This is a genomic window from Lentisalinibacter salinarum, assembly GCF_040706555.1.
Classification (GTDB): Bacteria; Pseudomonadota; Gammaproteobacteria; order Steroidobacterales; family Woeseiaceae; genus Lentisalinibacter; species Lentisalinibacter salinarum.
Genome location: NZ_JAPDRH010000003.1, coordinates 913117 through 926380, shown reverse-complemented (window position 1 = coordinate 926380; position 13264 = coordinate 913117). Strand labels below are relative to the sequence as shown.

Here is a 13264-nt window from a genome sequence, read left to right as displayed (position 1 = left end):
CCTGCGGCAACATCGAGGGGGACAAAATGAACGACGCAGCATCACCCGCGACGAAACAGATGATCGGCGGCGAGGTGCTCGCCGCCATGCTGGCGAAGGAGGGCATCGACACGATCTTCGGTATCGTGGACGGCACCTATCTCGGCTTCTACACGGCGTTCCAGAAGTACGGTATCCGTCTGGTCTCGCCGCGGCATGAGTCCACCGCCGCACACATGGCCGGGGCCTATGCCCGCGCCACCGGCAAGCTCGGCGTCTGCATGGCCAGCAACGGTCCCGGTGTCGCCAACATCCTGCCCGGCGTGGCCGTGGAGCAGGGCGAGGGCAATCGGGTCCTGCTGATCACGAGCTGCAGGCGCACCGGTCTCGCCTACCCGGACCGGGGCGGCACGTTCCAGTACTTCGACCAGGTCGGCACGACGGCCCCCATGAGCAAGTGGTCGGGCGCGGTGGCCACGCCGGACCGGCTGCCGGAACTGGCGCGGGAGGCGTTCCGCATGTCGTGGATCGGGCGTCCCGGCGTCGTCCATCTGGACGTGCCCGAGAACCTGATGAACGGGCCGGCGGAGTATCCCGCCGACTTCCTGCGCGAGCCGGCCAGCTACCGGCCGGTGACGCCGCTGGCGGCCGATCCCGATCAGGTGCGCGCGGCGGCGGACATGCTGCGCGAGGCGCAGCTGCCGATGCTCCACGGCGGCACGGGTATCGTGCATGCGGACGCGGCCGCCGAGCTGCAGACTGTAGCCGAAGCGCTGCAGGCGCCCGTTACCGTCAGCTGGGGCGCCCGCGGCGCGCTGGACGAATCCAGCCCGCTCGCCATCCCCAACAGCACCCTGGACGTGGCCCGCGAGGCACGCGGCCGCAGCGACCTGTTCCTGATCCTGGGCTCCCGGGTCGGCGAGACCGACTGGTGGGGCCGCGGCCGCTTCTGGGGCGGCTCGAACCCGGAGGTGCCCAAGCGCACCATCCAGGTGGACATCGACCCGGACATCATCGGCCGCAACCGCCCCGTGGACCTGGGCATCGTGGGCGACGTGAAGGTATTCCTGCAGGCGCTGCGCGCCGAACTCGAGCGCGAGCCAGTGGCCGATCGTCTGATCACCGCGCGCGGGCAGGCAATCGCGGAACTCGCCGAGGCCCGCGCGAAGATCCGTGCCGGGCTGGACGCCGTGCTCGCCTCGGACAAGTCGCCCTTGCATCCCGCCCACGTGCCGGCCAAGGCCCGCGAGGTGTTCGGCGACGATGGCATGCTGGTGATCGACGGCGGCAACACGGCCGTTTGGTGCGCGCACTATTACCGCAACGCCAGGCCGGATGCGATCTACTCCACCTTCAAGTTCGGCATGCTCGGTGCCGGCGTCGGCCAGGCGCTCGGCGTGAAGACCGCCTGCCCGGACCGACCGGTGGTCTGCATCATCGGCGACGGCGCCATGGCCATGCATATGCAGGAGGTCGAGACCGCGGTGCGGGAGAAGCTGCCGCTGGTGTACGTGGTGCTCTGCGACAAGCAGTGGGGCATGGTGAAGCTCACCCAGACGGTGGGCATCGGCCAGCTGCGCCAGGCCATGGGCATCGACGCCGACTCCACGATCAATACCGATTTCGAGGAGACCCGCTTCGACGAGGTGGCCAAGGCCATGGGCGCCATCGGCGAACGCGTGGCCGACCCGGCGGAGCTGGAGGGCGTGCTCCGGAGTACGAAGGAGTCCGGCCGGCCGGCCGTGATCCACGTGGACGTGGACCCGATGGCTCACCTGATGGCGCCAGGGCTGACCGAGTTCAAGGAGATGCACGGGGAGCCGGTGGGCTGAGCGGCTGAGCCGCCCGCGTGGATCCCGCCCTCGACGCCATCAGGCTGGATTTCGAGCCGGCCAGCCTGCTCGCGCTCAACATCATCCTGGCGCTGCTGATGTTCGGGGTGGCGCTGGATCTGCGCCTGTCGGATTTCCGGGCGGTGGCGAAGGCGCCCCGCGGCCCGCTGGTGGGCATCGCCACCCAGCTCCTGCTGCTGCCGCCCGCCACCTTCCTGCTGGTGCAGCTCATCGACCCCATCCCCAGCGTGGCGCTGGGCATGATGCTGATCGCGGCCTGCCCGGGCGGCAACGTCTCCAACTTCCTGGTATGGCTCGCGAAGGGTAATGCGGCACTCTCGGTGAGCATGACGGCCGTGACCAGCACGGCAGCCATGTTCATGACGCCGTTCAACCTCACCTTCTGGGCCGCACTCGATCCGGATACGCGGCGGCTGCTCGCAGACATCGCCGTGGACCCGGTGATCATGGTGATCACCATCCTCCTGATTCTGGCGCTGCCGCTGCTCGCCGGCATGTGGACCGGCTCCCGCTATCCCGAGTTCGCCGCCCGCATGCGCCGACCGCTGCGGGTGGCAGGCGGCCTGTTCTTCCTGGGCTTCATCGTGCTGGCGTTCTGGCGCGATCGGGAGTACCTCACTCTCGCTATACTGCCGGTGCTGGGGATCGTCGCGGCGCACAATGCCCTCGCTCTGGCGCTGGGTTACACCGCCGGCCGGCTCACAGGTCTCTCGGCGCGGGACCGCCGCGCCGTGACCATCGAGGTGGGCATCCAGAACAGCGGCCTGGGGCTCGCGCTGATCTTCACCTTCTTCGCGGGGCTGGGCGGCATGGCGATTGTCGCTGCCTGGTGGGGCAGCTGGCACATCGTCGGCGGGCTGACCCTGGCCGCTCTCTGGTCGCGGCGCGAGCCTGGCGACCATTCCGGTGACAATTCCGGCGACGGCCCCGGACGGGCATTGCCCGACTGACAGACACGGGAGACATCCATGCCGAGGAACATCTTCGTGACCGGCGCGGCAGGCTACATCGGCGGGCTCACCATTGCCGAGCTGGTCGGCCGCGACGACGTGGGCACGGTGGTCGCCTACGACATCCGCGAGGCGGAGGCGCCGGCAGGGGTGGTAACTGTTAGCGGCGACATCGCCAGCGCAGATATCAGGCCCTTGCTCGAAGAGCACGAGATCGACACCGTGATCCATCTCGCCAGCATCCTGAAGCCGCCGCCGGACGCGCCGCCGGACCTCGCCCGCCGGGTGGACGTCATCGGCACCCGCCGGCTGCTGGAGGCCTGCGTGGAATCGGGCGTGGGGCGCGTCGTGGTCACTACCAGCGGGGCCGCCTACGGCTACAGCCCCGACAATCCCCGCTGGATGACCGAGGAGGCACCGGCCCGCGGTCATCCCGCGTTCGAGTACAGCCGCAACAAGAGCGAGGTGGAGCGGATACTGGCCGAATACCGGGTCACGCATCCGGAACTCGCCCAGGTGCTGCTCAGGCCGGGCACGGTCATCGGCAAGGGCACCAGCAGCCCGGTCACCGAGATCTTCGAGGGGCCGGTGGTGCCCGGCATCGTGGGCACGGATGCACCGTTCGTGTTCGTCTGGGACCGGGACCTGGTGGCCATTCTCCTGCAGGCGGCGCTCGGCGAGCAGACCGGCGTCTACAACGTCGCCGGCGACGGCGCTCTCACCGCGAAAGCCATCGCGAAGGCCCTGCGCAAGCCCTACGTACCCGTGCCCGCCAGCCTGCTGGCTGCCGGGCTCGGCCTCGCCAAACACCTCGGCAAGACCGTGAACGGCCCGGAGACGGTGGACTTCCTGCGCTACCGCCCGGTGCTCTCCAACGAGCGGCTGAAGAGCGAGTTCGGCTACACGCCCATCTCCTCGGCGGCGGCCTTCCGTATCTGGCTGGAGGATCGGGACGAGCCGGACGACAAGAGCCTCGCCGGCGACGCCGATTACCGCCCTGTCGTCGCCATTACGGGCGGCGCCGGCGGCATCGGCCGCGCGCTGGCCCGGCGCTGGACGCTGGAGGGCGCCCGCATCGCCCTGCTCGATTTCGAACCCGAACCGCTCGAGCAGGCCGCCGAAGGGCTGCGCGTGACGGGCGCCGACGTCATGACCGCCGAGTGCGACGTGACCGATTACGCGGCCTGCCAGCGGGCGGTGCGGGCTGTGGTGGATCACTACGGGCGTCTCGACGTGCTGGTGAACAATGCGGGCACCGTCCACCGCAGCCTGTTCGAGGAGACGGAACTCGACGTGTACCGCAAGGTGATGGAGGTGAACTTCTTCGGCAGCGTGAACTGCACGAAGGCCGCGCTGGAGTATCTGAAGACGACGAAGGGCCTGATCGTCGTCACCAGCAGCATCGCCGGCGTCGCGCCGCTATACGGGCGTACCGGTTATGCGGCGAGCAAACACGCGCTGCACGGTTTCTTCGAGTCGCTGCGCTGCGAGATCGCAGCGGACGGCGTGCGGGTGATGATGGCCTGCCCGAACTTCGTGCGCAGCCCCTTCGAGCAGCGGGCCATGGGCGGCGACGGCAATCCGGCCGGCACGAAACGCACCATGATCGGCCGCCTGGCCGAACCCGACGACGTGGCGGATGCCATCGTCCGCGGCGCGAAGAAGGGCAGGGACATCGTCGTGCTCAGCTTCCTGGGGCGACTGTCGTACTACATGGCCAGACTCACGCCGCGCCTCTACGCCCGCGGCATGACCCGCCGCCTGCGGGAGAAAAAGATGTAGGAGGGGCTTCAGCCCCGACCTTCAGCCCCGACCTTCAGCCCCGATCTTCCGCCGCGAACAAGGAACGAGACCAGCCAGCCATGAAGCTCCGCTTACTCTTCTACTTTCTGTTCTGCCTGCCACTGACCAAGCCCGCGATAGCCGCCGACCCACCCCGCCTCACCGCGCAGGGTTTCGCCATCACGAGCGTCCAGCGCGGTGAGCCCGGCGCATTCCCGCCGGTGCGCCTGCGGGCGGAGGCGCCGGCACGGATCGCTTCCCTGGTAGTCAGGCAGGGTGAGTTCGAGGCCGATCTGGCCACCACGCCGGATCGCTCCCTGTTCCCGCTGTTCGGTCTGGAGAGCCGTCCGCTGCAGGCCTACGACGTCACGCTGGATTTCACCCCCTACATCAACCAGCGGCTGAAGGCGGACGGCGAATACCTCTTCCTGGTAACGCTCACGGACCGGGAGAGACGCCGCAGCACCGCCACCCTCGAGATCGCCGTGGGCGAACCCGAATTACCGCCCGAGCGGGCTGCCGGCGAGGCGTTCGGCCGAAAGCTGGAAGCGTCAGATGCCGTCCTGCGTCGCATCGGCGCCGGCGCGGTCCAGGCGGCGGGCATCTCCCGCCTGACGTGGGTCACGGTGGAGCCGATCGATGTCACGATCCGCGTTCGGCCTGCGCAGGCAGGGCTGTCGCTGCGCGAGTTACCGGCGGGCATCTGGTCGGAGCTGACCGACACTCTGGCACTCGCCGGCGCCGCGGCGGCGACCGATCCGGTCGAATTCGTCGACCTGCCGACCGCGAACCGGGCGGCCACGGGGCGCGTGCTGGTGCTGAGCGATGCGGCCGGGCATACCGCCTTCCGCATTACGGGCAGCGCCACCGCCGTGTCGGAGAAAGGCACGACGGTGGAACTGGTGGGCCGGGTCCGGCGCTAGCCGGCGCGCTTGAGTTCCGGTCCCTTCTCGGCCGTGCCGAGGTCCGCGAGCGTCTCCTGCAGGCTCTTCTGACGCCGCGCCTGCGGGTCGATCAGCTTCTCGGTCTGAAGGTTCAGGCTGTCGACGAACAGCGACTCGATCTCCTTCGGCATGCCCTTGATGGACAGGCTGGCCCGCTCGCGGATGCCCTCGAAGATGCGGATCTTCTCGTCGAGGAAGCCCGTCGCGTCGAAGCCCAGTCCTGCGATGTAGTCACCGTAGCGCTGCAGCTGGCTCTGCAGCAGGTGGATGTACTCGCCGAGCAGGAACTCCGTGGCGACCACGAACGGCTTCGGCGGCTTCGTCGCCAGCGTGTTCAGCGCGTTGATGATGTCGAACAGGCTGTCCGAGAAACCGATCAGCAGTTCGCGGTACTCACGGTCGATCCTCTCGGCCTCCCGCAGCTTCGCATCGAAGCGGGAGGTGGCGTTCCACCACACCGAGAGGATAAAGCCGAGGCTCACCGCGAAGAAGCTGGCCACGGTGATCTTGATCGCGTACATCGGATCGCCCGCCATGACCGGCAGGTTCTCGAACAGATACAGCGACCCTCCGAACAGAAACGCGAATACGACCACGAGTGCGAACAGCGGATTCGTGAATCGTCTCGATTTCAGCTGCGACTCGGCCTGGCGGATCCACTCGCCGTGGCGCAGCTCACCTGTGTGGCGGCGCCCTTCGGGATGCAGCGCTACGTCAGCCTGTGACTCGGCCATCTGGCCCTTTCTGATGCTTTTCCTGATGTAGTCTGTCACGGTCTTGTCCTCGCGACGTCATGGCTTCCCTGCCATTCCTCTCCCGATTCCACGCTAGAGCGGATTCCGCGGCCTGGCAATCGTGGATTTGTGAAATGCGCGGGAAGGAAGGAACGGAGCGCGTCCGTGTAGTAAGTTATGCAGCGACACAAGAATGACAAAGGACTGGGTTCATGAGATATCGGAACTTCTGGGTACCGGTTGCCGCGGCTCTGGCGCTGGCGGCTTGCGGGTCGTCCACACCAGAATCGGGCATTGACGGCGCGGAGCGTAACGTTGTGACCAAACGCCCCTTCGAACCGATGCTCGACGGCAAATGGATCGGCAACGGAATCTCGTACGGTGCCTACCGGGACGGCGAAGCGCCCGGAGAGGCGCTGACGTCGAAAGCGCATATACTCGAAGACCTGACGATTCTCGCGCCACGGTGGAACCTGATCCGTCTCTACGGCGCGGATGAGCAGGCGCGGAACATCCTGGAGGTGATCGAGGAGCACGACCTGCCGATCCGGGTGATGCAGGGCATCTGGCTGGACGCCCACAAGACCGAGCAGGAGAACGACGAGCAGGTGAGGCTCGCGATCGAGTACGCGAATCGCTTCAGCGACATCATCATCGCCGTCAACGTCGGCAACGAGATATTCGTCGACTGGTCGTACCACCGGATAGACGACATCGACGGTGTCATCGAAAAGATCAGGCAGGTGCGTGCGGCCGTCCGGCAACCGGTGACCGTGGCGGACGACTACAACTTCTGGAACAAGCCCCACGCGCGCCGCGTCGCCGACGAACTGGACTTCATCTGCCTGCATGCCTATGCGTTCTGGAACGACAAGCCGCTGGACGTCGCGATGGAATGGACGGAGTCGATCTACCGCGACATACAGGGCCGTCATCCGGACCATCAGATCGCCTATTGCGAGACCGGCTGGCCGACGAGCCGGGTCTACGGCGACGGCAGCCACGAAGGCGGATTGATCGGTAAAGCGGGCGAGCCCGAGCAGGAGATCTTCTTCAACCAGTACGATCCGTGGGTGGACCGTAACAGGATCACCTCCTTCTACTTCACGTCATTCGACGAGAAGTGGAAGGGCGGGTTCGACGGGGCGAATCCCATGGACAAGGCCGAGAAGCACTGGGGACTCTACTACAGCGACCGGACGCCGAAGCAGGTCCTGCAGTAGCCTGAAGAAAGTCAGCCTGGCCGCTAGCCGGGCAAGGCGGACACGATCAGCGTGAGGCCTTCGCGGTCGATCACGTGCACGGTCATCCCCGCGGTGAGGGCTCCGGTGTCGCCGGGCGCGCGGACCGCTCGCCACGTCTCCCCGCGTATCGATACGTGGCCGTGCGGCTCCGAATCGAAACCGCCAACGACGACGGCCTTCTCGGAAGGCAGATCGGACACCAGGCGCTTTTCGCCCGGGCCGATGTGGATTCGTGTGGGTGCGATGGACTCCATCCAGGCGGCTATCGCCAGGTCTGCGAGAGCGGTTGCGACCGCCGCGACGGCAAGGATCGTGAAGATGCCCCAGTCCGTAAGGAGGCTGGCAAGCAGGATGGAGGTCCCGCCTACCGTTACCGAGGTAGGAAGGATGACCAGCCACCACATAAAGGAGTAGCGCTTCACAGTGATGCCGTCATAGTCGCTGTCCTTCGAGTCGGTTGGTCATCGACAGTGGAGGATATTCCGATTCGTGATCCTGGAGCGCGCCGGCTAGCCGTTCAAGCGTTCGATGCGACTCTCGGTGAGCCAGTGACCAGGGCGAAGCACGACGGGATCAGGCGACGGTGTAGGCGGCCAGGGTCCAGAGCAGGGCTGCGAGGCCGGCCGCGTAGCTAGCCGGCACGATCTGGGTCTTCACGTGGTCCATGAGGTCGCAGCCGGTGGTCATGGCGGAGAGGATGGTGGTGTCCGAGATCGGCGAGCACTGGTCGCCGTAGACGCTGCCGTTTAGCACGGTGGCGAAGCAGATCGAGAGGTAGATCTCCGGGTTTGCGACCCCCTGCACCTGGCCCACGGTCCACGCGAGCGGCATGGCCAGCGGGAAGGCAATGGCATAGGTGCCCCAGCTGGTGCCGGTGGAGAAGGCGATGATCATGGTCATGAGCTGCAGCGCCACCGGCAGCGCCCAGTACGGGATGCGTTCGCCGAGCTGCTGCACCAGGTAGGTGCCGGCGCCGATCTCCTGGCTGATGCCGCCGATAGTGACCGCCAGCATCAGGATGACCGAGGCGAGTACCACGCCCTTCAGCCCGTCGCCGATGCCTTCGATGACCTGGCCGAGGTGCATGCCCTTGAACAGTGCCACCAGCACCGACAGCAGCAGCGCCGCGCCGAAGGCCCAGTTCACCCGCGGCGTGCCCATGGCCACGAAGGTGCCGACGGCGATGGCGATCAGCAGCGCCAGCGGCACGAAGAATTCGGCCACCTGGGGCCGGTAGCCGGGCGGCACGTGGCTCGTGTGCAACTCCTTCGCGCTCATGGGGATGGCGCCGGGGGCGTCCAGCTCGCCGGTCTCCCGCGCGCGTCTGCGGGCGGCCCGTATGCCCGGGCCGGCGAAGCGGGTGATGCCGAGCGAGAGCAGCAGTGTCCCCAGCACCGCCAGGATGCCGTAGAAGCTGAACGGCACGCTCTGGAAGAAGAAGCTGATGCGTTCGTCCTCGGTGGCCAGGAAGGCGACGCCGGGGATGAAGATGAACGCCTGCACGTAGGTGGGCCAGGCATTGAACGCCAGCACGGACGCGATGGGCGAGGCGGTGGAGTCGACGATATAGGCCAGTTCCTCGTGGCTCACCCGTTCCTTGTCGGCCACTGGCTTGACGATGGTGCCCACCAGCACCACGCTGATGGTGCCGCCCTGGAAGAAGATGACGCCCATCAGCCAGGAGACGAGCTTTGCCGAGCGGGGGCCCTTCACGAAATGCCTCGTCATGAATTCCGCGAAGGCCTGCGCCGCGCCCGTGCGCGACCAGATGCCCATCAGGCCGCCGACGAGCCAGAGATATAGCAGCAGGATGGCGGCGGCGCTCTCGCTGGCGAGGCTCGGCAGCAGTACCGCGTTGGTGATGTCGAACTGCCCGAGCATGAACGCGCCGGTGACGACGCCGGCGAACAGTGCGGTCAGCGCCTCGCGGGTGAGGAGACAGAGCGCGATGGCGATGGCTGCCGGCAGCAGCGACCACGGACCGAAGTGATAGGTGGGCTCCAGCAGGGAATAGCGCTTCTCGCCGCCGCTGTCGGTGGGGACCGTTTCCACGACCCACTGTTCCTCCAGCGGCGGTTCACCCTCCAGCTCGTCGAGTGCCGCCTGGCGCAGCGGCGACTCCTCGTACGGCACGACGTCGAGCACGCGCTTCTCCCGGCCCCGCTCCACGTACACCCGGCGGCCGGCGTCGTTCTCGTAGACGTTATAGGTGACCTTCTGCTCGACCCACTGTCGGTCGATGTTGGCAGAGACCCAGAGTCCCGCGCCGAGGCCGGCCAGCACCACCAGCACGGCCGGGCGGATCAGGGGGACCAGCCACCGGGCGGTGGCGGCGACGATGTCGGGCTGGTCGGCCGTGCCGGTGCCGGACTCCTCGATGGAGGCGATCGGCTCGCTGCCATTGTCCTCGGACTCGCGCTTTCGTATCGGCTTGCGCTCTTCGGACATCGGGTGCGGGGCAGCCGCGCCGGCGCTATGCCTTTGCCTTCGGTTCCGCCGTCGCGAATACCCGCGCGAAGTAGTCCGTGAACGTCTCCAGGATCTCCTCGCGGTCCGTCTCCTCGATGCCTGCCAGCTCCTTCGCCAGCGCCTTCCTGAAGTCCATCTGGGCGGCCCGGGCGATCTGGATGCGCTGGGCCTGAGGCGAGCCCGCGCCGTGCATGGATTCGGTGAGATAGCCGACGGCGTTGCGCCCCATGGTCATGTTCTCGATCAGCCTGAGAATGCGCATGCGGTTCTCGGTGGGGATGTCCGCGCGGCCTTTCAGGTACTTCTCCAGCAGGGCGCCGATCTCCGGGCTCTCGAAGTCCTTCTGAGAGGGCAGTGTGACCACGAGCCCGCCGGCGAGGTCCTGGGCCAGACGTCCGATCTCGTACGGCATCTTCGTCACATGGTGCTTGCACACGTTGGCGATCATGTCGTCGCAGATCCACGCGCCGGATTTCAGCTTGTGAGACTGGTAGCTCGCGGCGATGCCCGTCGAGTAAATGGTCTCGTTGAGATGGGTCATCTCGGTGAGCTTGTCCTTGATGTGGGAGGCCTTGTCCGCGCCGTTGTACTCGGCCACGGTGGCCGCGGCACCTATCAGCACGTCGCCCACGCCGGACTTGCACACGTAGCTCCTGCGGTGATAACAGGTGAAGCGCTCCACCAGCATCGCCGCGTACTCGTACTCGCCGTGCATGAAGACGCGGTCCCAGGGGATGAAGACGTCGTCGAAGATGACCATCGCCTCCTGGCCGCCGTACTCGTTGTTGCCCGTGTCGATGTCGCTGCCTTCCATGGCGCGGGTGTCGCAGGACTGGCGGCCGTAGATGTAGGTGATGCCCTCGGCCTCCACCGGGATGGCGCCGACGATGGCGTAGTCCTCGTCGCCCTCGCCGAGACGCATGGTCGGCATGACGATCAGCCAGTGGGAGTTCAGGCAGCCGGTCTGGTGGGCCTTCGCGCCGGTGATGTATACGCCGTCGTCGGTGCGACGGGTGACGTGGACAAAGAGGTCCGGATCCGCCTGCTTGTGCGGAGGCAGGCTGCGGTCGCCCTTCACGTCGGTCATGGCGCCGCCGATCACCACGCCGTCACGCTGCGCCTCGGCCACGAATCCGGTGAAACGTGCGTGGTAGTCCGTGCCGTGCTTCTCGTCGATCTCGTAGGTGACCGAATGCAGTGAGTTCAATGCGTCCATGCCCACGCAGCGCTGGAAGCAGGTGCCGGTCAGCTGGCCGAGGCGGCGCTGCATCTTGTTCTGCATTACCACGTCTTCGGCGGACTGCGCCACATGCAGGAAGCGGTTCACCCGCTCGCCGGTGAAGGGTGAGAGGGCGGTGGCCAGCTCCGGGTTCTCGACGGCGAGGTCGTAGGTGCGGGCCACGGCGTTGACGGAGGGCCGGATGATCGGGTGGTCGACGGGTTCTTCCACCAGTTCGCCGAACAGCCAGACCTTCAGGTTCCGGCCGCGCAGGCTGTCGATGTACTCCTGGCCGGTGCGTATCGGTTTGCGGGTCGACGTGAACGCCGCTGCTGCTCCGCTGCTCATGGCATCTACCTCTGTGTGTCCTGTCCGGTGCCGTGGGGCGGCCCGAACCCCCAAAGTTACCGCAGATCGGGCCCGTATGCAGGCCCGCCGGCCCTCCAGGCGCCATCTCCCGCTGCCATGCGCGCCCCGTAGCGGTAAACTGCGGCATATCCCCGCACAGCCGCCAGGTAGCGATCATGCACCAGCTCAGCCCCCAGGACGCCCAGTTCCTGTACATGGAATCGGCGAACAACTTCACCCACGTCACGGGCGTACACGTCTTCGACCCATCGACCGCGCCGGGCGGCAAGGTGCGCTTCAAGGACATCATCGCCCACGTTGAGAGCCGGCTGCACACCTCGCCGATCTTCCGGCGGCGGCTCGTGCGCGTGCCGCTGGAACTGGACTTCCCCTACTGGGTGGACGACGAGTACTTCGACATCGAGTACCACATCACCCACGGGCGGCTGCCGGAGCCGGGGGACTGGCGTCAGTTCTGCATCCACGTGGCCCGCTATCACTCCCGGCCGCTGGCCATGCAGCGTCCGCCCTGGGAGATGTACGTCATCGAGGGCCTCGACCGGATAGAAGGCTTTCCCGAGGGCGCCTACGCCATCGCGACCAAGCTCCATCACACGGCCGTGGACGGCGCCGCCGTCATCCGCTTCTACGCTGCCATGTCGGACGTGGATGCGCTCGGCACGCCCGCGCTGGTAGTGCCAAAGCGGGAAGAGGAGCCGGCGACCGAACCGACCCCGCGGGAGATGTTCGGCCGCGCCGTCGTGAACAACGTGCGCGAACCGTTCCAGCTGGCCAACACGGTGGTGCGCTCCGTGCCGGCGCTGGCCGGCCTCGCGCAGAAGGCGCTCCGCCGCGACGACGGAACGAGCAAGCGCGTGCCGTTCACCCGTTTCAACGTGCCGGTGGGTCCGCACAAGATGTTCGACGCCGCCATCTTCGCGCTCGACGACTTCAAGCAGATCCGAAAGGCGGTGGAGAACGCCACCATCAACGACGTGGTGATGGCGGTCTGCGCCGGCGGTCTGCGCCGCTATCTGGAGCACCACGGTGAGCTGCCCGAGGACCCGCTGGTGGCCTGGGTGCCCATCAACGCGCGCCCGGGCAAGAGTACCGGCGTGGATGTGGAAGCCTCCGGCAACCGCATCACGGCGATGACCGCGAGCCTGCATACCCAGGTGGCCGACCCGCTGGCCCGTCTCACCGCCATCACGGCGGGCACCCGGCAGAGCAAGGAGGCGAAGTCGGGGATTTCCGCCCGGCTCATGACCGACATCTCCCGGCACATCCCGGCCGCCACCCAGGCGCTGGCCGGCCGCCTCGTGCTGCGTGCCGGCGCCGCGCAGCGGGTCTGCAACCTGTTCATCTCCAACGTGCCGGGCCCGCAGCAGCCGCTGTACATGGCCGGCGCCCTGAACCTGCATTCGTTCGGCATGGCGCCGCTGGCGGACGGCATGGGGCTGTTCATCGGTACGCCTAGCTACAACGGCGAGATCACCTTCAACGTGACCTCAACCCGCCACATCCTGCCGGACATCGATTTCTTCGTGGAATGCCTGCGCCAGTCGCTGGGCGAGCTGAAGGCCGCCGCGGAGGCCCCACCGGCGCCGAAGAAGAAAAAGAAGCGGAAGAAGAAAGCGACGCCTTCGTAGGAGGGCCTTCAGGCCCGATTCCCTTCTTTCCTGGCCGCCCTGCGGGGGTAGCCCGGGCCAACTGAGCATCCCGCGCAGTCCACCCCAGTCGAT

At 67.0% G+C, this 13264-nt stretch carries 10 protein-coding genes; 6 read left to right on the top strand and 4 right to left on the bottom strand.

The features are described from left to right. Positions 1 to 26: 26 nt before the first annotated feature. The 4 genes from ACJMKZ_RS14785 to ACJMKZ_RS14770 all read left to right on the top strand — a co-directional run bounded on the left by ACJMKZ_RS14785 (position 27) and on the right by ACJMKZ_RS14770 (position 5487). A complete protein-coding gene (locus tag ACJMKZ_RS14785) occupies positions 27 to 1811 on the top strand; it encodes a thiamine pyrophosphate-binding protein (RefSeq protein WP_405233971.1) in 1785 nt (594 codons plus the stop codon). Between the two features lie 17 nt (positions 1812 to 1828). Next, the gene (locus ACJMKZ_RS14780; RefSeq protein ID WP_405233970.1) at positions 1829 to 2782 is read left to right on the top strand and encodes a bile acid:sodium symporter family protein; all 954 of its coding nucleotides are present in this window, start codon (positions 1829 to 1831) and stop codon (positions 2780 to 2782) included. A gap of 18 nt (positions 2783 to 2800) precedes the next feature. Beyond that, positions 2801 to 4564 carry an SDR family oxidoreductase gene (locus ACJMKZ_RS14775; protein ID WP_405233969.1) on the top strand — a complete coding sequence of 588 codons (1764 nt, stop codon included), beginning with the start codon at positions 2801 to 2803 and terminating at the stop codon, positions 4562 to 4564. An 80-nt stretch (positions 4565 to 4644) separates the two neighbouring features. Beyond that, positions 4645 to 5487 carry a hypothetical protein gene (locus tag ACJMKZ_RS14770; RefSeq protein WP_405233968.1) on the top strand — a complete coding sequence of 281 codons (843 nt, stop codon included), beginning with the start codon at positions 4645 to 4647 and terminating at the stop codon, positions 5485 to 5487. Here ACJMKZ_RS14770 and ACJMKZ_RS14765 read toward each other — a convergent pair. Continuing rightward, complete coding sequence (locus ACJMKZ_RS14765) at positions 5484 to 6242, bottom strand: hypothetical protein (RefSeq protein WP_405233967.1); 759 nt, start codon at positions 6240 to 6242, stop codon at positions 5484 to 5486. The genes ACJMKZ_RS14770 and ACJMKZ_RS14765 overlap by 4 nt on opposite strands. 317 nt (positions 6243 to 6559) lie before the next feature. Here ACJMKZ_RS14765 and ACJMKZ_RS14760 point away from each other — a divergent pair, with 317 nt between their 5' ends. Further along, on the top strand, positions 6560 to 7465 hold the full coding sequence (locus tag ACJMKZ_RS14760; protein ID WP_405233966.1) for a glycoside hydrolase family 17 protein: 906 nt from the start codon (positions 6560 to 6562) through the stop codon (positions 7463 to 7465). Between the two features lie 23 nt (positions 7466 to 7488). Here ACJMKZ_RS14760 and ACJMKZ_RS14755 read toward each other — a convergent pair whose 3' ends face one another. The 3 genes from ACJMKZ_RS14755 to ACJMKZ_RS14745 form a co-directional block, all read right to left on the bottom strand. Next, the gene (locus tag ACJMKZ_RS14755; protein WP_405233965.1) at positions 7489 to 7908 is read right to left on the bottom strand and encodes an NfeD family protein; all 420 of its coding nucleotides are present in this window, start codon (positions 7906 to 7908) and stop codon (positions 7489 to 7491) included. A gap of 151 nt (positions 7909 to 8059) precedes the next feature. Then, positions 8060 to 9934 carry a Na+/H+ antiporter NhaC family protein gene (locus tag ACJMKZ_RS14750; RefSeq protein ID WP_405233964.1) on the bottom strand — a complete coding sequence of 625 codons (1875 nt, stop codon included), beginning with the start codon at positions 9932 to 9934 and terminating at the stop codon, positions 8060 to 8062. Between the two features lie 25 nt (positions 9935 to 9959). Beyond that, positions 9960 to 11522, bottom strand: coding sequence for a 4-hydroxyphenylacetate 3-hydroxylase family protein (locus ACJMKZ_RS14745; RefSeq protein ID WP_405233963.1), 1563 nt, complete (start codon positions 11520 to 11522; stop codon positions 9960 to 9962). A 176-nt stretch (positions 11523 to 11698) separates the two neighbouring features. Between ACJMKZ_RS14745 and ACJMKZ_RS14740 the strand changes: the two genes are divergently transcribed. After that, positions 11699 to 13171 (top strand): WS/DGAT/MGAT family O-acyltransferase, encoded by a 1473-nt coding sequence (locus ACJMKZ_RS14740; RefSeq protein ID WP_405233962.1) that lies wholly within the window; start codon positions 11699 to 11701, stop codon positions 13169 to 13171. Positions 13172 to 13264: the final 93 nt, after the last annotated feature.